Genomic DNA, 26,363 nt, shown 5'->3' with positions numbered 1-26,363 from the left:
ATAGTGCGAATCCTGGGGGCCGGGCAGGGTGCCGCTGCTGCACCGTGCCCCCGCCAATTGGGCCTGCGGGGCTTGGCATGGGCTGTGCTGAGACAGTGTCAGATCATGAGATTTCGACTCATGCACGGAGGCTGTCTATGAAGACTCAAAAAGGTTTTACCCTGATCGAGTTGCTGATCGTGGTGGCGATCATCGGGATTCTGGCGACGTTTGCGATTCCGGCGTATTCCAAGTACCAGGCGCGGGCTAAGGTGACGGCGGGGGTCGCGGAGCTTTCGTCGTTGAAGGTCAATTATGAGGATGCGGTCAACTCCGGTACGGCTGCGCCTGCCGTGACGGTATTTGCCCCGGGTGGCGATACCCAGAACTGCACTTTTTCCGCTGCTGCCGGCACCGCGACTGGGATGGTTTGCACGTTGAAAGGTGCGCCAGCGGTCATTTCAAATGCGACCGTTACGCTCTCGCGAGACGCAACCAAAGGTTGGACATGCTCCACCAGTGTCGCTGCCGACTATGCGCCTAAAGGCTGCGGCGGCTAACAACCGGTTCTTTGCATGGAAAAATGCCCCGTCCCTCAAAGGACGGGGCATTTTTCGTCATGCGCTGCTGTAAAAGAGAAAACTTCCCACAATTCATGGCTTTAGGCCTTCTTCAAAAACGGCAACTTGCATGTAGAGAAAATCAAAGTCATGCATTTTGCACGAATCCGAAAAACCCACGTTTTCATAACTTGTTGATTTATAAGGGTTTATTGGTTGTCTCAAACTTGGCACAGCGTTCGCAATATCTCAGGTAACCCTGCTGAAAAGACACCCAGCAGAATTTCCAGAAAAACAGGAGTTACTCGTATGAAGAAGTTCGCTATCGCTGCCGCTACTGCTACCGCGCTGACCCTGACCATGGCCAATGTTGCGTTCGCACAGACTCAAGCCACTCAGGCGCCAATGACTCTGGCAGCCGGTGAAATGACCCAAGCCAAGGAAGCTACTTCCGATACCTGGATTACCACCAAAGTCAAAAGTGACCTGATGACCGAAAAAGGCATTCCTGGCACCGACATCAAGGTTGAAACCAACAAAGGCGTCGTGTCCCTGTCGTCGACCACTGCGGTGACTGAATCGCAAAAAGCTACCGCCGTGGCGATCACCAAGAAAATCAAAGGCGTCAAGGCGGTCTCCGCTGACGGCCTGAAAGCCGAGTAAGGCAAGGCTTCTCGCCTGGACTGGGAGAAGACGCGGCAGGTGGGCCGAGTCATACGCCTGTCGCCTCTGGAGAGTTCATGCGAACGGCCACAGGGAGGTGGCCATTACAGGCCCCGGCATTCGTGTCGGGGCCTGTTCTATTTTCAGACACGCAAAACCCACTGTAGGAGTGAGCCTGCTCGCGAAAGCGGACTGTCTGCCAACTCATCTGTTGGATGTCAGTCCCTCATCGCGAGCAGGCTCGCTCCTACAGTGGGTTGTGGTGTTCTTAGTTCCCTCGTTTGCTGGTGATCTGCGTCAGGCGATTGCCCTCGAACCGCAGGTACTGATACATCCCGTTGTTCGGCCCGTAAGTCCATTCCTCGACGGGAAACTCCTCCCGCCGATTGGCACTGCGCTTGTAGCCCAGCTGGTCTCGGCTGACCGGCTCGCCACATTTTTGCAGCACTTCCCCCGCGCGGTCGCCGACGCTGATCAGTTGGCTGCCACAGCGCAACGTGTCCGCCGCAAATACCTGGCCGGCGCCCATCGCCAGCACCATCGCCAGCAACAGACGCTTGCCCATCATTCGGCGTCCAGGTGCAGCGGTGTAACGACCTTGCCGTCTTTCTCCGCTTCGCCCAACTGGGCATCGATGAAGTACACGCGATCGTCGGCCAGTTGGCCCTTGTCCACCAGGTAATCCTTGATGCTGCTGGCGCGGTCCTGGCCCAACTGGCGCAACAGCACTTCGCTGGAACTCCAGAACTGGATCACGCCTTCACGCATCTTCGCCGTGCGTTCTTCCTTGCCCAGGTCTTTCCATTCGGCCGGAGGCTGCGCCTTCAGACGTGTGCGGTAGATGCCTTCCAGCAACGGGCCTTTTTCATTGTCCGGCACGTCGAGCATGGACGCCTGGGCCGGAACCTTCTCGCCACGACGCTGGAGCATCTTGTAGTAGTTGTATTGATACTCACGCTCCAGGCGCTGCTCGGCAATCAGAGGGCCATCGCTGCTCTTGGCGGCGGTGCCTTCGATTTCCAGGCGCAGGGCCGGGCGTTCCTTGAGGGCGTTGGACAGCTTGACCAGAGCCGCTTCGGCGTCCTTGCTCAGCTCGCTGGAACCCGGCGCAAACGCCACGGTGCCCAGGTCTTCCGCGCCGCCACCGGACACCAGGCCACCAATGAGTTTGAACGGTGCGGCGGCCGCCTTGACGATCAGGTTGCGCAGGGTCTGCCAGACAATCGGCATGACGCTGAACTGCGGGTTGTTCAAGTCGCCAGTCACCGGCAGTTCGATGGAGATCTTGCCGTCGACATCCTTGAGCAAGGCAATCGCCAGTTTCAACGGCAGGCTCACGGCGTCGGGGCTGTCGACTTTCTCACCCAGTTGCAGTTGCTCCACGACCACCTTGTTTTCGGCCTGGAGCTGGCCCTTGGTGATCTTGTAGTGCAGGTCGAGATTGAGCCGGCCCTTGCGGATGCGATAACCGGCGAATTTGCCGGAGTAGGGCGTCAGGGTGGTCAGTTCCACCCGCTTGAAGCTGGTGGCGATGTCGAGGCTGGCCATCGGGTCGAACGGGTTGACTGCCCCCTTGATGGTGACGGGTGCATAGCGGTCGACCTTGCCCTTGACGTCGACGGCGGCCGGTTTGACCTGGCGGCTGTCGATGGTACCGATCTGGCCGTTGAGCTCCTGGATCGCGGTGGCGAAGTTCGGGGTCAGGCTGAAGTCGGCGAAGTTGGCCGAACCGTCGTTGATCACGATCCCGCCAACGTGGATGCCCAGCGGCTTGTCCTTGCCGGCAGCGGGTTTGGCGGCGGCGGACTTGGTGCCGGCGTCGGCGGGCTGCGGGATCAGCAGGTCATCGATGTTGGTGGTGCGATCATCGTTGATCATGAAGCGCGCATAGGGCTGCAGCATGTTCACTTTGTCGATCGACAGGCTGTCACCGTGCTGATAGTTCAGGCCTTCGACCACCACTTGTTGCCATTTGACGAAGTCGCGGGTTTTCAGGGTGTCGAGGGTGTGCAGTTGATCGACCTGGGCGCGACCGGTGACGCTGAAGGCCAGCGGTTCGGTGCTTTTCAGGTTGACCGCCAGATCGCTGCCCAGCATGCCGCTGCGCAGTTCCAGGCGAATGAACGGGCTGATGTAGGACTGGGCGACACGCAGGTCGATGTCGCGGGTTGTGACGTTGAGTTTGGCGGTGACCGGTGCCAGGTTGACTTCGCCTTCGGCCGTGAGCTTGCCCTGCTTGCCCACGCCGGTGTCGAGCTTGAGCTGGAAGGGTGAGCCATTGAGGCTGTCGAACTTCTGCAGGTCGAGATTCAGCGGGCCCAGTTCCAGGGCGACGGCAGGCTGTGCCTTGCGGTCGGCGAGGTGCACCTGGTAATTGCGCAGTTGCACGTCGTTGAGCAGCACCTGCCAGGGTTTGGCGGCGGGGGCCGGTTCGGGTTTCGGCGAATCGGCCGCTGCCGGGGTGCTCGCGGGTTCGGCCTTGGCCTTGGCTGCCGGTTTGGAAGGCTGGCTGGCAAATAGCTTCTGCCAGTCGAGTTGGCCGTCGGCTTCCAGGGCTGCCCAGGTTTCCAGTTTATTGCTGCGGATTTTGCCGACGACGACTTGCTGTTTGGCCAGGTCGAGCGTGGTTTCGCTGACATCCAGTCGCTCGAGTTTCACCAGTTCGCGACCGTCAGGGGCCTTGATGGCGAATGGTGCGACTTTGAGATCGATATTGCTCAGCAGCAGTTGGGTTTCTTTGGACAGGTTGAGTTTGTAGTCGGTGCTGAGGGTGTAGACCCCGCTTTCGAGCACCAGTGGCACCGCGTCACGCACATAAGGCCAAAAGGCCTTCATCTTGCCGTCGGTGACTTTCAGCTTGCCTTCGGAGGCGAGCGGGATAAGGCTGAAGTTGCCGGTCCAGTCGATCTGCCCGCCATTGGGGCCGATGGCCGACAGGGTCATGTCGGCACTGTCTTCGGGAAGGGTGCTGAGGTTCTTCAGTTCGAAGTCGAGTTTGTCGTAAAGAAATTCGATGGGTTCGCTGGGGCGCTCATCGAGAAAATGCACGGCACCGCCCGCCAGCTTGATGTTGTCGATACGCAGCGGGAACGGCTTGGCATTGGGATCGGCTGGTGTCGGTTCGCTGGCTGGCAGTTTGAACAGTCCCAGTAGATTGAGTTTGCCGTCTTTGCCGAAGAGCACTTCGGTCTTGGATTTCTCCAGTTCGATTTCCGACAGGTGCAGCGCCTTGGTCCAGAGACTGTCGAGTTCCAGGTTGGCGTACAGGCGTTCGAAGCCGACCTGTTCCTTGCCCGGCTCACCAATGTTCAAGCCCCAAAGGGTCACTTCGAGGCTGAACGGGTTGAGTTCGATGCGCTGGATCGAGGCGGGCGTCGTGGCGTAGTTGGCCAGTTGCTGGTTGGCGACGCGCAAGGCGATGCCCGGCAAAATCAGAAACCCCAGCAGGCTGTAGAGAGCCAGAGCAGTCAACAAGGCGCCGAGGGCGCGTAGCAATCCTTTGTACATGTGTGGCTTCATCTGTCTGAATCGGAGTGCCTTGGAGTATGGCACGCGTTTCCGGTTCCGAAGGAAGAGCCCTGTTCACATTTTGTTGTAGGAATAGTCTGGGGTACTCAGAGCTGCAGGATCAGGGTTTTCAGCGGTGGTTGTTGATCCATCGACGGGAAGTCCGCCGCCGGCTTCATCACACTCCACTCTCGCACCGGCCGTCCGGCTTTTTCGGCGCAGCGCAGAACCTGTTCGCGCCAATCGTCCATGCTGACTTTTGCCAGGTTGTTGCAGCAGATCAGCACGCCGTTGTCGGCGGTGGTCAGCAGCGCCGGTTTCAGCAGGCTCTGGTAGTCACGCAGCAGGTCGACGGTGCCGAACGCACTCTTGGCCCAGGCCGGAGGGTCGAGCAGTACAAGATCGTACTGACGCTGTTCCAGGCGCTGATAGCTCGGCAGTTTCTGCCCGCGACGCTGGCTGATGGGCAGCCCGGCCAGTTGGCGGATCGCGGGAAAATAGTCGGACTGAATGAATTCCATGGTCGGCAACTGCGGATTGAGCTGACCGTTTTCACGACCGACCGCCAGATTGCCTTCGGCGAAGTCCAGGTTGCATACCTCGCGGGCACCTCCGGCGGCGGCACTGAGGCCGACGCCACAGGTGTAGGCGAACAGGTTGAGCACGCTTTTGTTCTTGCTGTGCGCCTTTACCCAGCCGCGGGTGTTGCGCAGGTCGAGGAACAGCAACGGGTCCTGCCCGGCATGACGCCCGCGAACCCGGTAATTGAGGCCCCATTCATGGCCGATCAGATCCTGCAAGGCAGCTTCTTCGGCGCGGTAGACATGGTCTTCGCGATCGATGCGCGAGTTGCCGCCGGAGCGGTCGTTGTAGACCAGCAGGCTTTCAAAGCCCAGGTGCTGGTTGACGATCTCGTGCAGTTGCAACAGGGCGTCGCGTTCCAGTGGCTGGTGAAAGCTCTGCACCATCAATTGCGGACCGTAACGATCAATGGTCAGGCCGCCGGCGCCTTCCTGGCTGCCGTGGAACAGGCGATAGCAATCGGTACCCTGGCCGTGCAGTTCGGCCAACAGGTCCTGGCGACGTTCGAGGGCGGCGCGCAGCGCCTGATTCAAGGAAGACATGCTGGGCGCCTTGCAGGTGGGAATTTGGCGCGGGAGTTTAGCAGCTTGAGCGCAGAACAACCTGTAGGAGCAAAGCTTGCTCGCGATGGCGGTGGGCCAGACGTTGCATTGTTGGCTGTAATGACGCTATCGCGAGCAAGCTTTGCTCCTACAAGGATGGGGTCAGGGCAACAACCCCATCCGCCGTTTCGCCCGTTGCACCGAACCATTACGCACCGCCCAGCGCAGCATCGGCGCGCTGCGGTTGACGCTGGCGCGGATCAGCTTGCGTTGCAGCGGGCTCTGGCTGACACCGAGCAGGTCGCTGGCCCAATCCGGCAGCAGATCAATTCCCGCCTGCATCATCAGCCCGCCGAACGGCCTGGCCAGTCGGCTTGGGGACGGGGCGTTCAATAACAGCCGCAGCACTTCTCGACTGCGCTCGTCACACAACAATTGCGGCCTGATTCGCTCAAGGTAATCGGAAATTTCCTGCCGGGAGCGGGGCACATCCCGGGCGCCCAAGCGCTCGGCGACCAGGGCAATTTCCGCGTAATAGCGGTCCTGATCGGCAGGTGACAAATCCGGGTTGCGATAGCGCAAATGTGCGGCGAGAAAGTTGCTGACTTCGGCCACATGCACCCAGGTCAGCAGTTCGGGATCGCTGGCGGCGTAGGGCCGGCCATCGGGCGCGGTGCCGGTGATCTGCAGGTGAATGGTGCGGACTTTCTCGATCAGCCAGTCGGCATCCTGACGCGAACCGAAGGTGGTGCCGGAAATGAACTGACCGGTGCGCCGCAAGCGGCCGAGCATGTCCTCGCGGAAATTCGAATGGTCCCACACACCGGCCAGTGCCAGCGGGTGCAGGGCTTGCAACATCAAGGCGCTGATACCACCGATGAGCATGCTGCTGAAATCGCCGTGCACCTGCCAACTGATCGAGTCAGGCCCGAACAGACCGGGATCGCCCTTGGGGTTTTCCAGATCGAGCTTGCCCAGGGACAGTCCGGTCAGGCTCATGATTTGGGTTTCGATGCGGCTGCGGATGAATTCCATGGGATTCCGGTGATTTCTGTAGGAGCGAGCCTGCTCGCGATGGACGTCAACGATAACGCGTTTCTCCTGAGTAAACGCGGTGTGGCTGAGTTCATCGCGAGCAGGCTCGCTCCTACAGAGGGCAGGGCGTCATTGGTTCAGGCGCTTGTCGATCAGCCCCTGCACCACGCTCGGGTCGGCCAGGGTCGAGGTGTCCCCCAGGCTGTCCAGTTCGTTGCAGGCGATCTTGCGCAGGATGCGTCGCATGATCTTGCCGGAACGGGTTTTCGGCAAGGCCGGCGCCCACTGGATCAGGTCCGGTTTGGCGAAGCTGCCGATTTCCTTGCTGACCAGTGCCAGCAGATTTTTCTTCAGTTCGTCGTCGGTTTCCACACCGTTCATGGGGGTGACGAAGGCGTAGATGCCCTGGCCCTTGACGTCGTGGGGGTAACCGACGACGGCGGCCTCGGCGACGCTATCGTGCAGCACCAGGGCGCTTTCGACTTCGGCGGTGCCGATGCGGTGGCCTGACACGTTGATCACGTCGTCGATGCGCCCGGTGATCCAGTAGTCGCCATCTTCGTCACGGCGTGCACCGTCACCGGTGAAGTAATAACCGGGGTAGGGCTTGAAGTAGGTATCGACCATCCGTTTCGGATCGCCATAGACCGTGCGGATCTGTGCCGGCCAGCTGGATTTGATCGCCAGCACGCCGCTGCCGGCGCCTTTGATTTCCTTGCCCTGTTCATCGAGCAGCACCGGTTGCACACCGAACATCGGTTGCGTGGCACAGCCGGGTTTGATCCGTTGGGCGCTGACCAGCGGGCTGAGCATGATGCCGCCGGTTTCGGTCTGCCACCAGGTATCGACAATCGGGCAACGCTCTTCGCCGACCGTGTGGAAGTACCACTCCCAGGCTTCCGGGTTGATCGGCTCGCCGACGGTGCCGAGCAGCCGGACGCTGGCGCGGGAGGTTTGCTTCAGCGGCTCGGGGCCTTCGCGCATCAGGGCGCGCAGGGCGGTCGGGGCGGTGTAGAAGATATTGACCTTGTGCTTGTCGATGACTTGCCAGAAACGCGAGACGCTGGGGTAGCTGGGAACGCCTTCGAAGATCAGGGTCGTGGCGCCGTTGGCCAGCGGGCCATAGACGATGTAGCTGTGACCGGTGACCCAGCCGACATCGGCGGTGCACCAGAAGACTTCGCCGTCGCGGTAGTCCAGCACGTATTTGAACGTCATCGCCGCTTGCAGCAGATAGCCGGCGGTGGTGTGCAGCACGCCCTTGGGTTTGCCGGTGCTACCAGAGGTGTAGAGGATGAACAGCGGATCTTCGGCGTCCATCGGCTCGGGCGGGCAGTTGTCGTCGACATCGCGCAAAGCCTGGTGATACCAGATATCCCGGCCTTCGACCCAGTTCACTTGATTCTGGGTGCGCTCGACCACCACCACGGTGCTCACGTTCGGGCAACTTTGCAGGGCCTTGTCGACGTTCTGCTTCAACGGCACGAATTTTCCGCCGCGCACGCCTTCATCGGCGGTGATCACGGTGCGGCAATCGGCATCGAGAATGCGATCGCGCAGGGAATCCGGGGAAAAGCCGCCGAACACCACCGAATGCACCGCACCGATGCGCGAGCAGGCGAGCATGGCGTAGGCCGCTTCGGGGATCATCGGCATGTAGATGCACACGCGGTCGCCTTTTTTCACGCCACGGCTTTTGAGCACGTTGGCCAGGCGGCAGACGTTGTGATGCAGTTTTTTGTAGGTGATCTGGGTGGAGTCGGCGGGGTCGTCGCCTTCCCAGATGATCGCGACTTGATCGCCGCGTTTTTCCAGGTGCCGGTCGATGCAGTTGTAGCTGACATTCAATTTGGCCCCGGCAAACCAGCTGGCTTCGCCGGTTTTCAGGTCATAGCGCTGGACGGTGTCCCAGGGGGCGATCCAGTCGAGGAAACGGGTGGCCTGTTCGGACCAGAACTGAGTGGGGTGTTCGATGGATTCGCGGTACAGGCGGTGGTAGTCGTCTTGACTCAGTTGTGCAGCCCGGCAGACGGCATCGGCTTTGGGGAACGTGCTGATATCGAACATGACGGTTCCTTATTCTTGTTTTGCGACAAAGATAAAGATGCGCCGAGTAGGAAATGGGTTCAAGGCAGACTTGAACCCATACACAACGCCTGTAGGAGCATAGCTTGCTCGCGATAGCGTCAGGTCAGTCAACAACAATGCTGAATGACATACCGCAATCGCGGGCAAGCCTTGCTCCTACAGGATCGGGGGAGTTATCCGCGGTGACGCCCACGGAAGTAGTTGATCAGGCCTTGGGTGGACGGATCTTCAGCAGGGGTTTCCTCGCTGCCGACCAGGCGGTTGTAGACGCCTTTGCCCAGCTCCTTGCCCAGTTCCACGCCCCACTGATCGAAGGCGTTGATGCCCCAGATCACGCTTTGCACGAAGACCTTGTGCTCGTACATCGCCACCAGCGCGCCGAGGCGGCGAGGGCTGATGCGCTCGACCACCAGGGTGTTGCTTGGACGGTTGCCCGGAATCACCTTGTGCGCGGCGAGTTTCTGCACGTCGGCATCGCTCATGCCTTTGTCGCGCAGTTCGGCCTCGGCTTCGGCCAGGGTCTTGCCGAGCATCAGCGCCTGGCTCTGGGACAGGCAGTTGGCGTACAGCCACTGGTGGTGGTCGGCTACAGGGTTGAAGCTGACGATCGGCACGATGAAGTCGGCCGGGATCAGTTGGGTGCCCTGGTGCAGCAACTGGTGGTACGCGTGCTGACCGTTGCAACCCACGCCGCCCCAGATGACCGGGCCGGTGTCGGTGGAAACCGGCTGGCCGTCCTGGCGCACGCGCTTGCCGTTGGATTCCATGTCCAGCTGCTGCAGGTGTTTGGTGATGTTTCGCAGGTAGTGGTCGTACGGCAGGATCGCGTGGCTCTGCGCGCCCCAGAAGTTGCCGTACCAGACGCCGAGCAATGCCAGCAGCACCGGCATGTTCTGTTCGAACGGCGCGCTCTGGAAATGCTGGTCCATGGTGTAGGCACCGGACAGCAGCTCCTTGAAGTTCGACATGCCGATGGCCAGGGCAATCGGCAAACCGATGGCCGACCACAGCGAGTAACGCCCGCCAACCCAATCCCACATCGGGAAGATGTTCTCTTCACGGATACCGAAGGCCACGGCGGCGGCGTTGTTGCTCGATACCGCGATGAAGTGACGATGCAGTTCCGCTTCCGAGCCACCCTGAGCCAGGTACCAGGCACGGGCGGCCTGGGCGTTTTTCAGGGTTTCGAGGGTGTTGAAGGATTTCGACGACACGATGAACAGCGTGGTCTCGGCGCGCAGCTTCATGGCCAGCTCGTGGAACTCGCTGCCGTCGATGTTCGCCAGGTAGTGGCAGCGCACGCCTTTCTGGGCGTAGGCCAGCAGGGCCTCGGACACCAGCTCCGGGCCAAGGAAGGAACCACCGATACCGATGTTCACCACGTCAGTGATCGGCTTCTCGGTGTAACCGCGCCACAGACCGTCGTGGATGCGGCCCACCAGGTCGGTCATCTGGTTGAGGACCTTGTGCACTTCCGGCATCACGTTGACGCCGTTGACCGACAGCTTGTCGCCAACCGGACGACGCAGGGCGGTGTGCAGGGCAGGGCGGCCTTCGGAGGCGTTGACGATCTCGCCGTCAAACAGCGATTTGATCGCACCCTTGAGGTCGACTTCGTTGGCCAGGCCCACCAGCAGGTTACGGGTCTCGGCGCTGATCAGGTTCTTCGAATAGTCGAGAAACAGGCCGCAGCTGCTGAGGGTGAATTGAGTGAAACGCTGCGGGTCGGCATTGAAGGCCTCGCGCATGCTGAAATCCTGCATGGCTTGGCGGTGGTCATTCAACGCCTGCCAGGCGGGCAGAGCGGTAACGTCATGAGGAGTGCGGTAGTACGCCATCGCTGCGGGTTTCCTTATTACTTGAACGGCCTTTTGAACACGAAAAATCCCGGAGCGCTGTGGGTGGGCACTCCGGTCACCTGCGTCGACACGATTTCATGGCGCAGGGCGACTACAGTAAACCCCGCGCAATGATCTGTCTTGGCTTTGTCTGACCTGTTTCCGGTACTTTTTTAACATCCAGGTTAGAAACGGTCCGACAAACGGTAAAGGCACGGCTCGGATCAGGCGACCTGGACCGGAATGGCGTTGCTGGTGTGGCTCAGTTCATTGCCCGGTGCCATGTAGAGCATGCGCGGCTTGAAGTTGAGCAACTCGGCTTCGCTGTAGTGGGCGTAGGCGCAGATGATCACGCGATCGCCCACTTTGGCCTTGTGCGCGGCGGCACCGTTGACCGAGATCATGCGCGAGCCTTCTTCACCACGAATGGCGTAGGTGGTGAAACGTTCGCCGTTGTCGACGTTGTAGATCTGGATCTGTTCGTATTCACGGATGCCGGACAAATCCAGCCATTCGCCATCAATGGCGCAGGAACCTTCGTAATCGAGTACAGCGTGGGTGACTTCGGCGCGATGCAGCTTGGCTTTGAGCATGATGGCGTGCATGAGTGTTTCCCAGGTCGGAATCGAACAGTGGGCAGGTTGCCCTGTTGTTTTACCTGTAGGAGCCGAGCTTGCTCGCGATGAGGGACTGGCATTCAACATGTGTGTTGACTGAAAGTCCGCTATCGCGAGCAAGCTCGGCTCCTACAGGGATTTGTGGTGCTTAGGCGGGGGTATCGAGGTTCAGGTGCAGGTTGTCGATCAACCGAGTGGTGCCAAGGAACGCCGCCACCAGGATCACCAGATCCCGATCTTCCGCCGTCGCCGGGCGCAAGGTCAGGGCGTGGCGGATTTCCAGGTAATCGGGACGCAGGCCAGCGGTTTCGAGCTGTTTGATTTGCGCACTGATCAGCGCCGGGAAATCCCGCTCGCCCTGTTTGATCGCCTCGGCAATCTGGCTCAGGGTGCGATAGACCACAGGCGCGGTGGCGCGCTGCTCTTCGCTGAGGAAGCCATTGCGCGACGACAACGCCAGGCCATCGGCCGCACGAACAGTTGGCTCGCCGATGATCTGGATCGGCATGTTCAGGTCATGCACCAGGGCCCGGATGACCGCCAGTTGCTGGAAATCCTTCTGGCCGAAAATCGCCAGGTCCGGCTGGACCATGTTGAACAGCTTGCTGACAACGGTCGCCACGCCTTCGAAGTGCCCAGGACGGCTGGCACCGCACAGGCCTTCGGACAATTGCGGGACGCTGACGCGGGTCTGGCCGGCCATGCCGTCGGGGTACATCTCTTCGACCGTTGGTGCGAACAGCAGGTCGCAACCGGCCTCGAGCAGTTTTTCCTGGTCCGCGGCGAGGGTGCGCGGGTATTTGTCGAGGTCTTCGCCGGCGCCGAATTGCAGCGGGTTGACGAAAATGCTCGCGACCACGAAGTCCACTCGCTGGGTAGCCTTGGTGATCAGCGCGATATGACCGCTGTGCAGGTTGCCCATGGTCGGCACGAAGCCGATGCGCTTGCCTTCACCTCGGGCGCGGGCCACGGCGGCCCGCAATTCGCGTACGGTTTTTACGGTGTTCATGCAGAGAATCCATGTTCGATGCCAGGGAAAGTCGCCGCTTTGACTTCAGTGACGTAGGCGCTCAGGGCCCCGTGGATGCTCTCTTGGCCCGCCATGAAGTTCTTCACGAATTTGGGCACCCGACCGGTAATGGACAGGCCCAGCATGTCGTGCAGGACCAGGACCTGGCCGTCGGTGCGATGGCCGGCACCGATACCGATCACCGGGATGCTCACCGCCTGGGTGATTTCTTCGGCCAGTTCGCTCGGCACACATTCGAGCAACAGCATTGCCGCGCCGGCCTGTTCCAGGGAGATGGCGTCGGCGCGCATCTGCCGTGCCTGGTTTTCATTGCGCCCTTGAACCTTGTAGCCGCCAAGAATGTTGACCGATTGTGGCGTCAGGCCCAGGTGTGCGCACACCGGGATACCGCGCTCGGCCAGCAGGCGAATCGAATCGGCCAGCCACAGTGCGCCTTCAATCTTGACCATGTGGGCACCGGCCTGCATCAACAGGGCACTGTTGGCCATGGCTTGTTCGGTGGTGGCATAGGCCATGAACGGCAGGTCGGCAAGGATCAGTGCATCGGTGTTACCGCGCTTGACCGCCGCCACGTGGTAGGCCATTTCGGCGGTGGTGACTGGCAGGGTGCTGTCGTGGCCTTGCAGAACCATGCCGAGGGAGTCGCCCACCAGCAGCACTTCGACGCCAGCCTGGTTGCAGGCGTGGGCGAAGGTCGCGTCATAGCAGGTCAGCATGGTGATCTTTTCACCTTTCTGCTTGAGGCTCTGGAGCGTGGTCAGGGTGATGGCTGGCATGTCAAAAAATCCTCGTTCAGGCGCTCTGGAAACTACTGCGAGTAACGCGCGTGATTCGTCATCTACTCAGGCGCACGGTCTTTTGTCGTGCTTATAAGGCCTGGATTGCGCCCTTTTAGTGCCGTGTTGGCGGCAGCGGGACGCCTATAGTCGTGAGGAGAACCCGGGAAGTCAATTGCGTGTGTTACCGCATTGTTACGGCTGGGGTGTTACCGAAGGGGACTGATGCGATTCAGCAGATTCTGTAGGAATAGTCCAAATCAAATGTGGGAGCGAGCCTGCTCGCGAATGCGGCGTTTCAGTCAAGATTGATATCGACTGACACGCCGCATTCGCGAGCAGGCTCGCTCCCACAGGGTTTTGTATTAATTTGTAGTCAGGCGTTCCAGACCGACGAACGGACAGGCTTCGAGCATGTCAGCCAGCGTGCGGCCATCGGCCAGGCGCAGATCCGCAGGTGCCAGTTCTGCCAATGGATAGAGCACGAAGGCGCGTTCCTGCATATGGTAGTGCGGGACTTTGAGGCGGGGTTCGTCGATCAGGCGATCGCCGAACAACAGGATATCCAGGTCCAGCGTGCGCGGCCCCCAGCGCTCCAGGCGCTCGCGGCCCTGTTCGTTCTCGATGGCTTGCAGCGCATCGAGCAGTTCCAGCGGGGCGAGGTTGCTGTCGAGGGCGGCGACCGCGTTGGTGTAGCGCGGTTGGCCAGGGAGCAGCGAGTCGCTTTGATAGAAAGCGGAGACCCCGACGAGCTGCGTTTGCGGCAGCCGTGCCATGGCGGCAACGGCGCTGCGCAGTTGTTCGGCAGGTTCAGCCAGATTGCTGCCCATGCCGATGTAGATGCGTTCCATGGATCTACTCGCCGCTATCCGATACGCCGGCAGCGCGTTTACGCTTGGAGCCGCCGCTGCGACGGCGTTTGCGCGGTGCACCGGTGCCTTCTTCCTTGCCGCTGAGGTCGCGAATCATGTCGCGACGCTCACTGTCGTTGGCGTCCTGATAATCGGTCCACCACTCACCCAGGCCATCGGTCTGCTCGCCCGCGCTCTCACGCAGCAACAGGAAGTCGTAACCGGCACGGAAGCGCGGGTTGTCCAGCAACAGGTCAGCCCGTTTACCGCTGCGACGCGGCAGGCGCTCCTGCATGTCCCAGATCTCGCGGATCGGCATGGTGAAGCGTTTCGGAATCGCGATGCGCTGGCACTGTTCGGCAATCAGCTCATGCGCGGCTTCCTGCATTGCCGGAATCGGCGGCATGCCACGCTCTTGCAGGCGCAGGACACGCGCCGGCAGGGCAGGCCACAAAAGGGCTGCAAACAGGAACGCCGGTGTTACCGGCTTGTTCTGCTTGATGCGCAGGTCCGTGTTGATCAGCGCTTCGCTGATCAGGGTGTGGGTGTAGGTCGGGTTGTATTCCAGCGCTTCGGCACTGGCCGGGAACAGCGGGTCGAACAGTTGCAGGTCGACCAGCATCTCGAAGGTATCCGCGGCATGGCCGGAGAGGAACAGCTTGAGCACTTCCTCGAACAGGCGGGCGGCCGGGATTTCGCGCAGCATCGGCGCCAGGTCGCGGATTGGCAGGGCGCTGTGTTTTTCGATGCCGAAGTCCAGCTTGGCGGCAAAGCGCACGGCCCGCAGCATGCGCACCGGATCTTCTTGATAGCGTTGCTTTGGATCGCCGATCAGGCGGATCAAGTGATTGCGAATGTCGTGTACGCCATTGGCGTAATCGAGGATGCGCTCACTGACCGGATCGTAATACAGGGCGTTGATGGTGAAGTCGCGACGTTGCGCGTCTTCTTCCAGGGTGCCGTAGACGTTATCGCGCAGGATGCGCCCGCTCTCGTTGCGGGAAGACTGGTTGCTGTCTTCTTCCTCTTCGTTTTGCGGGTGATTGGCGCGGAAGGTCGCAACTTCGATGATTTCGCGACCGAAGTGGATGTGCACCAGCTTGAAGCGGCGACCGATGATTCGCGCGTTACGGAATTCGGCACGGACCTGTTCAGGGGTGGCGCTGGTGGCGACATCGAAATCTTTGGGCGTGATGCCCAGCAGCATGTCGCGCACGCAACCACCGACCAGATAAGCCTGGTAACCGGCGCCCTGCAGGCGTTCGACGATGTTGACCGCGTAACGGCTGAATTGCGCCTTTTGCAGCGAATGTTGGCCGCTGTTGAGCACTTCAGGCGTGCTGCGAATGTGTTGCGTGCGACGCACAGGGGGACGGAATGACTGGAACAGCTTCTTCAGCATGGGATGCACTGTTTGAAGGAATGTTCGGCCAAAAACGAAGAATGACCGCATGATGGGCGGGGATTCTAGCATTTAGTCGGGGGATGGTGTAGGACGCAGCAAATATGAGCTGTAGGAGGGAGCTGAAACGTAGAAACCAAAAGGTAGAAACTACAAGGGGAGCCGAAGCTCCCCAAGAAGTAGTTGCATGCTCTATTTTTGTTATTGGTTTCGGGCTTTTTGTTTTTGTTGAGTGCCCACGCCATGAAGCTTCCTTCATGACCCTCCCAATCGGGAGCCAAGAGCAAACGGATTGCTTTGGTCGCTGAATTGCAGTGATCTTTCGATCCAACCAGTACAGGCTCTGTCTTAAGACAGTTTTTTGTTGTTCTCGGCCTGGTCGTGGGGCAAGCCCCAAATACAACGCCTCTCCAAAAGAATCAGTTAGCTGCGCCTCTCGCCGTCTTGTTTTTATTGTGCGTGAGTCGATTCGTCTTATTTTTATTATCTTGTGCATTGCTTGTTATTGTTCTTGTACCAAACATATAGCAGGGTGCGTGCCAACTTTTGCAAACCCCAATAAAACAAGGGGTTGAGTGTGCCGGGCAGGTTCCTGAGGGCGAAAAAAAGCCGGGGTTTCGTTACCGTAAGCCCCGGCTTTTGTTACGCGATAAATCTGAGGTAACAGTTTTTTTACAAAATCACGTGTTACCCGCACATCAGACAGCTGTGGTTCAGCTCTCGCTGGCTACCCCGGTCTTGCGACGCGGAATGCCCAGGCGCTGACGCCGCTCCCACAGGCATTTGCGGCTGACCCCAAGCTTGCGGGCCAGTTCGGTTTCGGTCATGTGGTCCTGATGCTCGAGCACGAAGTGCTGGAAGTAGTCTTCCAGGGACAGGTCTTCGGTCGGCTCGTGATTGCTGTTGGCAGCGTTGCTGGCGCCCTGTTGCGGCGCCAGGCCCATGAACTCGTCTTCTTCCAGATCGCCCAGTTCGATATCGATACCCAACAGGTCGGCGGAAATTTCCGGGCTCTCGCTCAGGATCACCGCGCGCTCGACGGCGTTTTCCAACTCACGAACGTTACCTGGCCACGAATAGTGGCGAATGGCTTGTTCGGCGTCCGCGGCGAACTTCAGATCGGTGCGGTTGATCCGCGCGCTCTGACGCGCCAGGAACGCATTGGCGATTTCGTTGACGTCGGCACCACGTTCGCGTAGGGCCGGCAGTTTCAGGGCGATCACGTGGAGGCGGTAGTACAAGTCTTCACGGAACTGACCGATCTTTGCCAGATTTTTCAGGTCACGGTGGGTCGCGGCGATCAGACGCACATCGACTTTTTGCGACTGGACCGAGCCTACCCGGCGAATTTCGCCTTCCTGCAACACCCGCAACAATCGAGCCTGGGCTTCGAGTGGCAGTTCGCCGATTTCGTCGAGGAACAGTGTCCCGCCGTCCGCCGCTTCCACCAGGCCGGCCCGTCCGGCGCTGGCACCGGTGAACGCACCTTTTTCGTGGCCGAACAGCTCGGACTCGATCAGGCTTTCCGGAATGGCCGCGCAGTTCACCGAAATCATCGGTGCCTTGGCCCGTTTGGACAGGTTGTGCAGGGCGCGCGCCACCAGTTCCTTACCGGTACCGGACTCACCCTGGATCAGTACATTGGAGTCGGTAGGGGCCACTTTGCGGATTTTGCCGTAGAGGTCTTGCATCGGCGGGCAGGAGCCGATGATGCCGATCTCGCCATTGCTGTTATCGGTGCCCGTTTTAGCCGCACCATTGGCAGCTTTGCCGGCCACCGGTTCGCCACTGGCTTTCAACGACTGGCGATCACGCAGGATGCGCGCGACAGCCTGGAGCATCTCGTCGTGATCGAAAGGCTTGGCGATGTAGTCCACCGCGCCCATCTTCATCGAGTCAACCGCCGAGCGCAGGCTGGCATAGCTGGTCATGATCAGCACCGGCGTACCCTGGCCGAGTTTGATCAATTCGGTGCCCGGTGCCCCCGGTAGGCGCAGGTCACTGACAATCAGGTCGAACGTGGGAATGGTGAAGCGTTCTTGTGCTTCCTGCACGGATCCGGCTTCGCTGACCTGGTACTGGTTGCGTTCCAGCAGGCGGCGCAAGGCAGAGCGGATAATGGTTTCGTCTTCGACGATCAAAATGTGCGGCATTGATTCGATACTCTCGACGGTCTCAGTTCACAGCGGACGTCGCTTCGACATGACGCGGTAATGTCACCCGGATACGGGTGCCGCGTTGGCTCTGAACATCAGCCGGGCTGTCGATGGTGATTTGTCCATAATGCTCTTCAACGATGGAATAGACCAGTGCAAGGCCCAGACCGGTGCCTTCGCCAGGGTCCTTGGTGGTAAAGAAGGGTTCGAACAATCGGTCCATGATGCTCGCCGGAATCCCGCTGCCTTCGTCTTCCACGATCAGGTCGACCGTGTGTTCGCCGGCTTCACTCTTGACGCGCACTGCGCTGCCCGGAGGCGAGGCGTCACGGGCGTTTGAGAGCAGATTGATCAACACCTGGGCGAGCCGTTGCGGGTCGCCTTCGACCCAGTGTTCGGGGTCGCACAGGTTATAGAACTGCACTTCGAAATTGCGTCGGTTCAGGGCCAGCAGGCCGATGGCGTCCTGGGCGACTTCGGCCAGACAGACGGCTTCGTCGCTGTGCTGATGGCTGCCGGCGTGGGCGAAACTCATCAGCGATTGCACGATGCGTGACACACGCTTCGTCTGCTCGAGAATCTGCCCGCTGATTTCCTTGAGTTCGCCGTCTTCTTCCCGCTCTTCGCGCAGGTTCTGCGCCAGGCAGGCGATACCGGTGATCGGGTTGCCGATTTCATGGGCCACGCCAGCCGCGAGGCGGCCGATGCTGGCCAGTCGCTCGGAGTGCACCAGCTTGTCTTCGAGCATCTGGGTTTCGGTCAGGTCTTCCACCAGCAATACCAGGCCACTGTTGCCGGGAGCCAGCGGCTCGTCGATCGCGGCTTTGTGCAGGTTCAGCCAGCGGGTCTGGCCGTCGAGGGCCAGGTGTTGCTTGTGCAAGTGTTCGTCCGGGACGTTGATGAAGCCTTGCAGCAGATCCTTCCAAGGCGCGGCAATGGTGCTCAGGCGCGAGCCGACCACGCGCTGCGCGGCGATCCCGGTCAATTCCTCCATGGCCTTGTTCCACATGAGGATCTCCTGATCCTTGGCCAGGGAGCAGACGCCCATCGGCAGTTCCTGCAGCGTCTGGCGGTGGTAGCGACGCAGGGCATCGAGTTCGGCGGCCAGGCCGGTCAGGCGCGAGTGGTAATCCTCGAGCCGGCTTTCGATGAAGTGGATGTCCTCGGTGACATAGTTTTCGCCGCCGGCCTTATAGGGCAGGAACGTTTCGACCATGTCCTGGGCAACGCTGGGGCCCATCAGGCCGGAGAGGTTGGCTTCGATGCGATCGCGCAAACGACGCAAGGCATATGGCCGGCGCTCATCGAACGGCAGGTAGAGGTCGCGCAGGGCCTGCTCGACTTCCTTCTGCGCAGCCTTGGCGCCCAGCGGTTTGGCCAGCTGGGTGGCGAACTCCTGAGGCGAGGCGGCGTGCAGTTCGCGACGTTGCGGGCGACGCACATTGTCCACGGCGCAGGCTTCGGCGGCGCTGGCTTCTTCGGTGCTGGCGTTGGTGAACAGCGAGATCAGGGTGAACATCAGCACGTTGGCGGCCAGGGAGGCGATTGCCGCCATGTGCCAGCTGGTGTCGTCCAGCACGTAAATCATATTCAGCAGCGGTATATAGAAACCCTGCAGATTGCCCACCAGCGGCAGCAGCATGGTCACCAGCCAGACCAGAATGCCCGCCAGCAGGCCGGCGATGAAACCGCGACGGTTGGCGGTCGGCCAGTACAGGACCGAAAGTACGCCCGGCAGGAACTGCAAGGTGGCCACGAACGCAACGATGCCGAGGTTGGCCAGGTCCTGTTCCGCGCCCAGCAACAGGTAGAAACCGTAGCCGGCCATGATGATCGCGACGATCAGCGCCCTGCGCGTCCATTTCAGCCAGCGGTAGATATTGCCTTCCGCCGGCGGTTGGTACAGCGGCAGTACCAGGTGATTGAGGGCCATGCCCGACAAGGCGAGGGTGGTGACAATGATCAGGCCGCTGGCGGCGGAAAGTCCGCCGACATACGCCAGCAGCGCCAATGCCTGGCTGTTGGCGGCGATGCCGATGCCAAGGGTGAAGTATTCCGGGTTGGTGGTGGCGCCGAGTTTCAGGCCAGCCCAGAGAATCAGCGGCACTGCCAGACTCATCAGCAGCAGGAACAGCGGCAGGCCCCAGCTGGCGCTGACCAGCGCGCGCGGATTGAGGTTCTCGGTAAAGGTCATGTGGTACATGTGCGGCATCACGATCGCCGAGGCGAAAAACACCAGCAGCAGCGTGCGCCACGGACCTTCTTGCAGCGGAGTGTGCAGGGCGGCGAGGGCAGTCTGGTTTTGCAGTAGCCACAGTTCCAGCTGTTGCGGACCGTCGAAGACGCCGTAGAGCGCATAAAGGCCGACGCCGCCCAGGGCGATCAGCTTGATCACCGATTCGAAGGCAATGGCGAACACCAGCCCTTCGTGCTTCTCACGGGTAGCGATATGCCGGGAGCCGAAGAAAATCGTGAACAGGGTAATCAGGGCGCAGAAGCTCAGGGCGACGCGATGCTGCACGGGTTCGCGGGTGAGGATGCCGATCGAGTCGGCCACTGCCTGTATCTGCAACGCCAGCAGTGGTAGAACGCCTATCAGCATGAAAATCGTGGTCAGTGCACCGGCCCAGGTGCTGCGGAAACGGAATGCGAACAGGTCCGCCAGGGAGGACAGCTGATAGGTGCGGGTGATCTTCAGGATCGGGTAGAGCAACACCGGCGCCAGCAGAAATGCCCCGGATACGCCCAGATAGCTGGACAGGAAGCCGTAGCCATACTGATAGGCCAGGCCCACCGTGCCATAAAACGCCCAGGCGCTGGCGTAGACGCCCAGCGACAGGGTGTAGGTGAGCGGGTGGCGAATGATCGCCCGGGGGATCATGCCCCGTTCACTGATCCAGGCCACGCCGAACAGCACCGCCAGGTACGCGGCACTGATCAGGATCATCTGGGTCAGGCTAAAGCTCATCGGCATCTTTTTGGCTCTGCAGGATGAAGGTCACGACGATCAGGATCAGCCAGAGCAGATAAGGGCGATACCAGGCGCCAGTGGCGTCGATCCACCAATCCATGATGGCTGGGGAAAACAGATAAATCCCCACTACCAGGAGCAGGACCAAGCGATAGATGTACATCCCGGCCTCTCTTTTTTATGCCCGTGCCCGAAAACGTGCGGCGATGGTAACGGATGGGTGCGCCACTGCAAGCCTGTTCACTGTAGCTGTGCCTCGGGCAGGCTCAATGTGCGCGGGATCAGGCTGGCATCCCAATGGGTGATCCCCCAGGCCAGTACTTCCCTGGGCGTGGCGTAATTCAGTTCGGTGCCGGGCGTCTGCCCCAGGGCGCGCAATGCTCGAAGCAACAGGGGCGTGGCCTGATCTGCAGTTAATGGCGGCGAGCGGTAGGACTTGCCGAGTTTGTTGCCATCGGGCTGGGTGATCAGCGGGATGTGCAGGTAACGCGGTTGGCGCAGACCGAGCAGTTCCTGCAGGTAAAGCTGGCGCGGCGTGGAGTCGAGCAGGTCGGCACCGCGCACGATGTCAGTAATGCCTTGCCAGGCATCGTCGAGCACCACCGCCAGTTGATAGGCGTAGAGCCCGTCGCGGCGGCGAATCACGAAATCGCCGACATCCCGCCCCAGGTGCTGATGGAATTCACCTTGCACGCGGTCAATGAAGTGATAGTCCAGCTCGGGAACGCGGATCCGGATCGCGGCATCTTCGACGCCATGGCCGGCATTGCGGCACAGCCCCGGATAAATGCCGTGGTAGGGCTCCAGTTGTTTGCGCGAGCAGGTGCAGGCGTAGGCCAGACCATGATTGAACAGGCGATGGAGTACTTCGGCGTAGGCCTCATGGCGGTCGCTCTGACGGACCATCTCGCCATCCCACTCGAAGCCATAGCTTTCCAGCGCCTTGAGAATCGCTGCCTGGGCACCGGGCTCTTCGCGGGGCGGGTCGAGGTCCTCCATGCGCATCAGCCAGCGACCACCGACCGAACGCGCATCGAGGTACGAAGCCAGTGCGGCGACCAGCGAGCCGAAATGCAGGTGCCCGCTGGGCGTGGGAGCGAAGCGCCCGATGTAGGAGGGTTGGGGGATGGCGGTCATAGAGGTGATATCAATTTGTCCGAGCTTACGCCAATCAACTGTAGGAGCGAGCCTGCTCGCGAAAGCGGTGTGTCAGCCAGCACTATTGTTGAAGCTGAAGACCTCTTCGCGAGCAGGCTCGCTCCCACAGGTTTACTGCAGAAGCAAATGTCAGAAACAAAAACGGAGCGTTCTCACGCTCCGTTCTTCATTCAAGTCGCCATTACTTGCCGACTTGTTTTTCCTTGATTTCCGCCAGGGTCTTGCAGTCGACACACATGTCGGCGGTAGGGCGGGCTTCCAGGCGCTTGACGCCAATCTCGACGCCACAGGACTCGCACCAACCGTACTCTTCGTCTTCGATCAGTTGCAGGGTCTTGTCGATCTTCTTGATCAGTTTGCGCTCGCGATCGCGGGCCCGCAGTTCGAGGGCGAACTCTTCTTCCTGGCTGGCACGGTCTGCCGGATCCGGGAAGTTGGCTGCTTCGTCCTTCATGTGATCAACCGTGCGGTCGACTTCCTGCATCAAGTCCTGCTTCCACTTGTTCAGGACCTTGGTGAAGTGAGCGCGCATGGGCTTGCCCATGTACTCCTCGCCCGGAGACTCAACGTAGGGTTCGAAGCCGCTGATTGGCTGTTGCTTTGCTTGGGTGGACATGAAATAGACCGCCTCTACTCTTGTAATCCATCTGCGCAGGATTGTTCCATCACCGGCACCCGCCGGCCCTGCGGCTGCAAGCGGGCGAACTTACCAGATCAAATCAGGCCGCGCTACTCCCGGATGTCGAGGCCGCGGTCTGTGGCGCTTGCCGATGGTGGCAAAGCGCTGTCCGGTGGCTCTGGGTCCCTGGTCAATTATTGATTTTAGCCAAACCTGGGGCGCTCGCCTGAGTCGTTTCGGGTCCGGTTATAGGGCTCTGACCGCTTTAGGTTCTCGCTCGTTCCTGCGCTTGGGTAGAATCGGTTCTTTTCTTCGTTGAAGGAAGGCCAATGGCTCAGTCCTATAGTGCTCGCAGTCGCGCGATCGAACCTTTCCATGTCATGGCGTTGCTGGCGCGAGCCAATGAACTGCAAGCCGCCGGACAGGATGTGATCCACCTGGAAATCGGCGAGCCGGACTTCACAACCGCCGAGCCGATCATCCGCGCCGGCCAGGCTGCCCTCGAGTCGGGCAAGACCCGCTACACCGCCGCACGTGGCATTCCCGAGTTGCGCGAGGCCATTTCGGGGTTTTATCAGCAACGCTACGGCTTGAACATCGATCCGCGGCGCATCCTGATCACCCCTGGCGGTTCCGGCGCGTTGCTGCTGGCCAGTGCCTTGCTTGTGGATCCGGGCAAGCATTGGCTGCTGGCGGACCCGGGTTACCCGTGCAACCGGCATTTCCTGAGGTTGGTGGAAGGTGCCGCACAGCTCGTTCCTGTAGGGCCGGATGTGCGTTATCAGTTGACCCCTGATTTGATCCAGCGTCATTGGGATCACGACAGTGTCGGCGCGCTGGTGGCCTCTCCGGCCAACCCGACAGGGACTATCCTCACGCGCGACGAGCTGGCTGCCCTGTCTGCCGCCATCAAGCAGCGCCACGGTCATCTGGTGGTGGACGAGATTTACCACGGTCTGACCTATGGCACCGACGCAGCCAGCGTGCTGGAAGTCGACGACAGTGCCTTCGTGCTAAACAGTTTTTCCAAATATTTCGGCATGACCGGCTGGCGCCTAGGGTGGCTGGTGGCGCCCGATGCGGCGGTCAATGAATTGGAGAAGCTTGCCCAGAATCTCTACATCAGCGCGCCAAGTATGGCCCAGCACGCAGCATTGGCCTGTTTTGAGCCGGCGACCATCAGCATTCTCGAAGAGCGCCGCGCCGAGTTCGGTCGTCGACGGGACTTCCTGCTGCCAGCGCTTCGGGAACTGGGTTTCGGCATCGCCGTGGAACCGGAGGGGGCGTTCTACTTGTACGCGGATATCAGCAAGTTCGGCGGCGATGCCTTCTCGTTTTGTCGACATTTCCTCGAAACCGAACACGTGGCATTCACTCCTGGACTCGACTTCGGGCGTTACCAGGCTGGCCATCACGTGCGATTTGCCTACACGCAAAGCCTCGAACGCTTGCAGGAAGCCGTAGAGCGCATCACCCGTGGCCTGCGGAGCTGGCAAGGCTGATGCGCTTTCATCCTCCTCTGGAAGAAGGTCGGCTGATCCGCCGTTACAAGCGTTTTCTTGCCGATATCGAAACCGTTAGCGGCGAGTTGCTGACCATTCACTGCCCGAACACGGGGTCGATGCTCAATTGTCAGGTCGAAGGTGGGCAGGTCTGGTTCAGCCGATCAACCGATCCCAAGCGCAAGTTGCCCGGGACCTGGGAGATCGGTGAAACCCCGCACGGCCGGCATTTTTGCGTCAATACCGGTCGCGCGAACACGCTGATTGAAGAGGCGCTGCGTGCCGGGGTGATTACCGAACTGAATGGCTTTACCGAACTCAAGCGCGAAGTGGCGTACGGACAGGAGAAGAGTCGGATCGATTTCCGTCTCGAATACCCGGACGGCCCGGCTTATGTGGAAGTCAAAAGTGTCACGCTGGGTTTTGAGGGTGTCGCGGTCGCGGCGTTTCCAGATGCGGTTACCCAGCGCGGAGCCAAGCATCTTCGCGAGCTGGCCCATCTGGCTCGAGACGGGGTTCGTGCCGTGCAGCTGTACTGCGTGAACCTGACCGGAATCGATGCGGTGCGCCCGGCCGAAGAGATCGATCCGGCCTACGCCCGGGCTTTGCGTGAGGCGGTGGCATGCGGTGTTGAAGTGCTGGCCTATGGCGTGCGCCTGACCCATGAGGAGATGGTGGTGAATCGGCGTCTGGACGTGTTGCTCGGTGGCTAAAGGGTGATCCAGATGCCCTGCGCATCCTCGCGGCATTCGACTTGGGTGAGTGATTGCCCTGCGCAAGGGCCGGCGACACATTCGCCGTCCTCGATCAAAAACAGGGCGCCGTGGGTAGCGCACTGGATCAGGCTATTGCTCGGGTCCAGAAACTGGTCTGGCGTCCATTCGAGCCCGACACCCCGGTGCGGGCAGCGATTGATATAGACGTAAACCTGGCCGGCCCGGCGCACGGCGAACAGCTTTTGCCCATCGATGTCGAATCCACGGCTGCTGGCATCGGCCAGTTCATTGCCTATACACAGAAATTTCATGCCTATCCTCAGAGCGTGCGGTCATCAGCGGAAATATCCGGACTTGACTCGCAAATGCAAGCGTCTCTCAAATGTCCGGCAGCTTCGGTAGATGAAGGTGCCAGGTGCACAGGATACGTGACCCGGCCTTGCTGCTGTGGCGGATTGGGGCCGAGACTGCCCCTGTGTCTGAAGAAACTGTCGAGGGTTTCTATCCTGATATCTGGCCAGTAATACTGCGCCGTCGCTGCCTGGAAGGGGCGACGGTTTTTTCATGGGCAAAAAAAGACCCGGCAAGAGCCGGGTCAAATAACCGTGATTAGCCTGATGAGGAGATAATCTGAGAGTCCGAACCAAGGGCTTTTCAGAATATCGACCAGTCTCGCGACCAGTTGTGATAATCATATCGATTCTCATTACCAAGTCAACAGCTGATTTTGGGCTGGCTTGATTTGTGTCGCACGCTATTGATAAGTCATTGAAATCATTGATTGTGGCGTTGTCGCTTTTAATGCCTGCCGACAGCCAGGTCAAAAGAGCACCGACCACTCAATTCTTGTGGCGTGAAGAAATAGCCTCCAGTTGCTTGTTCAATGCCTCCTTGCGTTCGGCCGGTATGTCATTCCAGTGCACATCCATCAGGGCGCCTTCAATTGCATACAACAACACCTTGGACGCCCGAAAGCCGCGCGTGCGCACGGCCCGGTAAGCGTCCACCGCCCCCAGGCGACGCAAGTCCGAAGCGCTGTGAATGCCCACCGCATGCAGCCATTGCGCTGACGTCTTGCCAAGATTCTTCAGGTGTTGCAGTTCATCATTCATCAAGCCTCCTTGCGATGGCCGAATGGTGCGTGGGGCAAGCCTCTCAGGAGTGTAGCCATCAGTAGGAAAAGCGTGATTGTTTGGTCGTTTTTGACGCAAACGCTTCTAAGGGGCAGGGGCTTGCGATGAATGAACGTCTACGAATGACGGGTCAGAGGAGGTGTTTGAAGGCGATTTTTTGCTGAACCGTCCCGAAGTCCGGTGCGAGGGCAGGGGCACCAGACTTGTCAAATCACGCTATGGCTCAGCGAGTGCGATAGCGCAGGCGAGTGCCGAAGTTCATCGACATGAGAATTTCGTCGGCGCTGATTTCCGCTGGAAAGTACGCACCTGAAATCTGCGCATGGGCCAGGCTCGCGCCTTCCAGCGTAGCGTTGCGAAAGTCGATGCCGCGCAGATCAGCCGAGCGGAAATAGGCATCGGTAAAATCGACGCCGTCTGCGTTCAGTTCCCGTAGGTCCAGGCCACGGAAATCTCCACCCACCATGTCGATGGGGCCGTCCTTGGGGCGTTCCTTGTTGAAGCCCGTGATGTCGTCTTTGTGCAGCAGGGCATAAAGCGGAGTATCGAGTAGCTTCGGCTGGCTCATGGCATATCACCTGTTGGTTTTATGACGCCAGTATAATGCCACTATTTGCCAGCCGTGAAGCAAGCGGGGG

At 60.0% G+C, this 26,363-nt stretch carries 23 protein-coding genes; 4 read left to right on the top strand and 19 right to left on the bottom strand.

Annotated elements, in window-relative coordinates:
- Positions 1-137: 137 nt before the first annotated feature.
- The gene (locus DKY63_RS15595) at positions 138-539 is read left to right on the top strand and encodes a pilin (protein ID WP_110964919.1); all 402 of its coding nucleotides are present in this window, start codon (positions 138-140) and stop codon (positions 537-539) included.
- 309 nt (positions 540-848) lie between these two features.
- Positions 849-1,202, top strand: a complete 354-nt coding sequence (locus tag DKY63_RS15590) for a BON domain-containing protein (RefSeq protein WP_110964918.1) — start codon at positions 849-851, stop codon at positions 1,200-1,202.
- A gap of 268 nt (positions 1,203-1,470) precedes the next feature.
- Here DKY63_RS15590 and DKY63_RS15585 read toward each other — a convergent pair whose 3' ends face one another.
- The 16 genes from DKY63_RS15585 to dksA form a co-directional block, all read right to left on the bottom strand.
- The gene (locus DKY63_RS15585) at positions 1,471-1,767 is read right to left on the bottom strand and encodes a DUF2845 domain-containing protein (protein WP_110964917.1); all 297 of its coding nucleotides are present in this window, start codon (positions 1,765-1,767) and stop codon (positions 1,471-1,473) included.
- Positions 1,767-4,721, bottom strand: a complete 2,955-nt coding sequence (locus DKY63_RS15580) for a DUF748 domain-containing protein (RefSeq protein WP_110964916.1) — start codon at positions 4,719-4,721, stop codon at positions 1,767-1,769. The genes DKY63_RS15585 and DKY63_RS15580 overlap by 1 nt, the downstream gene beginning before the upstream one ends.
- Before the next feature lie 95 nt (positions 4,722-4,816).
- A complete protein-coding gene (locus DKY63_RS15575) occupies positions 4,817-5,833 on the bottom strand; it encodes a class I SAM-dependent rRNA methyltransferase (RefSeq protein WP_110964915.1) in 1,017 nt (338 codons plus the stop codon).
- 162 nt (positions 5,834-5,995) lie between these two features.
- The gene (locus DKY63_RS15570; RefSeq protein WP_110964914.1) at positions 5,996-6,868 is read right to left on the bottom strand and encodes an oxygenase MpaB family protein; all 873 of its coding nucleotides are present in this window, start codon (positions 6,866-6,868) and stop codon (positions 5,996-5,998) included.
- Between the two features lie 129 nt (positions 6,869-6,997).
- Positions 6,998-8,935: an acetate--CoA ligase gene (gene acs / locus DKY63_RS15565; RefSeq protein WP_110964913.1), complete on the bottom strand. Its 1,938-nt coding sequence runs from the start codon at positions 8,933-8,935 to the stop codon at positions 6,998-7,000.
- Positions 8,936-9,129: 194 nt separating this feature from the next.
- The gene (gene pgi, locus DKY63_RS15560) at positions 9,130-10,794 is read right to left on the bottom strand and encodes a glucose-6-phosphate isomerase (RefSeq protein ID WP_110964912.1); all 1,665 of its coding nucleotides are present in this window, start codon (positions 10,792-10,794) and stop codon (positions 9,130-9,132) included.
- Between the two features lie 224 nt (positions 10,795-11,018).
- The gene (gene panD, locus DKY63_RS15555; protein ID WP_003228271.1) at positions 11,019-11,399 is read right to left on the bottom strand and encodes an aspartate 1-decarboxylase; all 381 of its coding nucleotides are present in this window, start codon (positions 11,397-11,399) and stop codon (positions 11,019-11,021) included.
- Positions 11,400-11,559: 160 nt separating this feature from the next.
- Complete coding sequence (panC, locus tag DKY63_RS15550) at positions 11,560-12,420, bottom strand: pantoate--beta-alanine ligase (protein ID WP_110964911.1); 861 nt, start codon at positions 12,418-12,420, stop codon at positions 11,560-11,562.
- Positions 12,417-13,217 carry a 3-methyl-2-oxobutanoate hydroxymethyltransferase gene (gene panB, locus DKY63_RS15545; RefSeq protein WP_110964910.1) on the bottom strand — a complete coding sequence of 267 codons (801 nt, stop codon included), beginning with the start codon at positions 13,215-13,217 and terminating at the stop codon, positions 12,417-12,419. Before panB ends, panC begins: the two co-directional genes overlap by 4 nt.
- A 365-nt stretch (positions 13,218-13,582) precedes the next feature.
- On the bottom strand, positions 13,583-14,068 hold the full coding sequence (gene folK, locus DKY63_RS15535; RefSeq protein ID WP_110964909.1) for a 2-amino-4-hydroxy-6-hydroxymethyldihydropteridine diphosphokinase: 486 nt from the start codon (positions 14,066-14,068) through the stop codon (positions 13,583-13,585).
- A gap of 4 nt (positions 14,069-14,072) precedes the next feature.
- Positions 14,073-15,470: a polynucleotide adenylyltransferase PcnB gene (locus tag DKY63_RS15530; RefSeq protein WP_162634905.1), complete on the bottom strand. Its 1,398-nt coding sequence runs from the start codon at positions 15,468-15,470 to the stop codon at positions 14,073-14,075.
- A gap of 713 nt (positions 15,471-16,183) precedes the next feature.
- Positions 16,184-17,623, bottom strand: a complete 1,440-nt coding sequence (locus tag DKY63_RS15520) for a sigma-54-dependent transcriptional regulator (RefSeq protein WP_110964906.1) — start codon at positions 17,621-17,623, stop codon at positions 16,184-16,186.
- A 22-nt stretch (positions 17,624-17,645) separates the two neighbouring features.
- Positions 17,646-20,600: a sensor histidine kinase gene (locus DKY63_RS15515; RefSeq protein WP_162634904.1), complete on the bottom strand. Its 2,955-nt coding sequence runs from the start codon at positions 20,598-20,600 to the stop codon at positions 17,646-17,648.
- Positions 20,584-20,760, bottom strand: a complete 177-nt coding sequence (locus tag DKY63_RS15510) for a hypothetical protein (RefSeq protein ID WP_003176118.1) — start codon at positions 20,758-20,760, stop codon at positions 20,584-20,586. The genes DKY63_RS15515 and DKY63_RS15510 overlap by 17 nt, the downstream gene beginning before the upstream one ends.
- A 77-nt stretch (positions 20,761-20,837) precedes the next feature.
- Complete coding sequence (gene gluQRS / locus DKY63_RS15505; protein WP_110964904.1) at positions 20,838-21,734, bottom strand: tRNA glutamyl-Q(34) synthetase GluQRS; 897 nt, start codon at positions 21,732-21,734, stop codon at positions 20,838-20,840.
- A 202-nt stretch (positions 21,735-21,936) separates the two neighbouring features.
- Positions 21,937-22,371, bottom strand: a complete 435-nt coding sequence (gene dksA / locus DKY63_RS15500) for an RNA polymerase-binding protein DksA (RefSeq protein WP_110964903.1) — start codon at positions 22,369-22,371, stop codon at positions 21,937-21,939.
- 332 nt (positions 22,372-22,703) lie between these two features.
- Between dksA and DKY63_RS15495 the strand changes: the two genes are divergently transcribed.
- Together DKY63_RS15495 and sfsA are read left to right on the top strand one after the other, a co-directional pair.
- Positions 22,704-23,876: a pyridoxal phosphate-dependent aminotransferase gene (locus DKY63_RS15495; RefSeq protein ID WP_110964902.1), complete on the top strand. Its 1,173-nt coding sequence runs from the start codon at positions 22,704-22,706 to the stop codon at positions 23,874-23,876.
- Positions 23,876-24,589: a DNA/RNA nuclease SfsA gene (gene sfsA / locus DKY63_RS15490; RefSeq protein WP_110964901.1), complete on the top strand. Its 714-nt coding sequence runs from the start codon at positions 23,876-23,878 to the stop codon at positions 24,587-24,589. The genes DKY63_RS15495 and sfsA overlap by 1 nt, the downstream gene beginning before the upstream one ends.
- On the opposite strand, the gene DKY63_RS15485 is transcribed toward sfsA, so the two are convergent.
- The 3 genes from DKY63_RS15485 to DKY63_RS15475 form a co-directional block, all read right to left on the bottom strand.
- On the bottom strand, positions 24,586-24,903 hold the full coding sequence (locus DKY63_RS15485) for a Rieske (2Fe-2S) protein (protein ID WP_110964900.1): 318 nt from the start codon (positions 24,901-24,903) through the stop codon (positions 24,586-24,588). The genes sfsA and DKY63_RS15485 overlap by 4 nt on opposite strands.
- 528 nt (positions 24,904-25,431) lie before the next feature.
- Positions 25,432-25,704 (bottom strand): TfoX/Sxy family protein, encoded by a 273-nt coding sequence (locus tag DKY63_RS15480; RefSeq protein WP_007971093.1) that lies wholly within the window; start codon positions 25,702-25,704, stop codon positions 25,432-25,434.
- Positions 25,705-25,948: 244 nt separating this feature from the next.
- Complete coding sequence (locus tag DKY63_RS15475; protein WP_110964899.1) at positions 25,949-26,293, bottom strand: pentapeptide repeat-containing protein; 345 nt, start codon at positions 26,291-26,293, stop codon at positions 25,949-25,951.
- Between the last annotated feature and the right edge of the window lie 70 nt (positions 26,294-26,363).

It is taken from the genome of Pseudomonas putida (assembly GCF_003228315.1).
GTDB lineage: Bacteria > Pseudomonadota > Gammaproteobacteria > Pseudomonadales > Pseudomonadaceae > Aquipseudomonas > Aquipseudomonas putida_S.
This window is presented reverse-complemented; position numbering and strand designations above follow the sequence as displayed.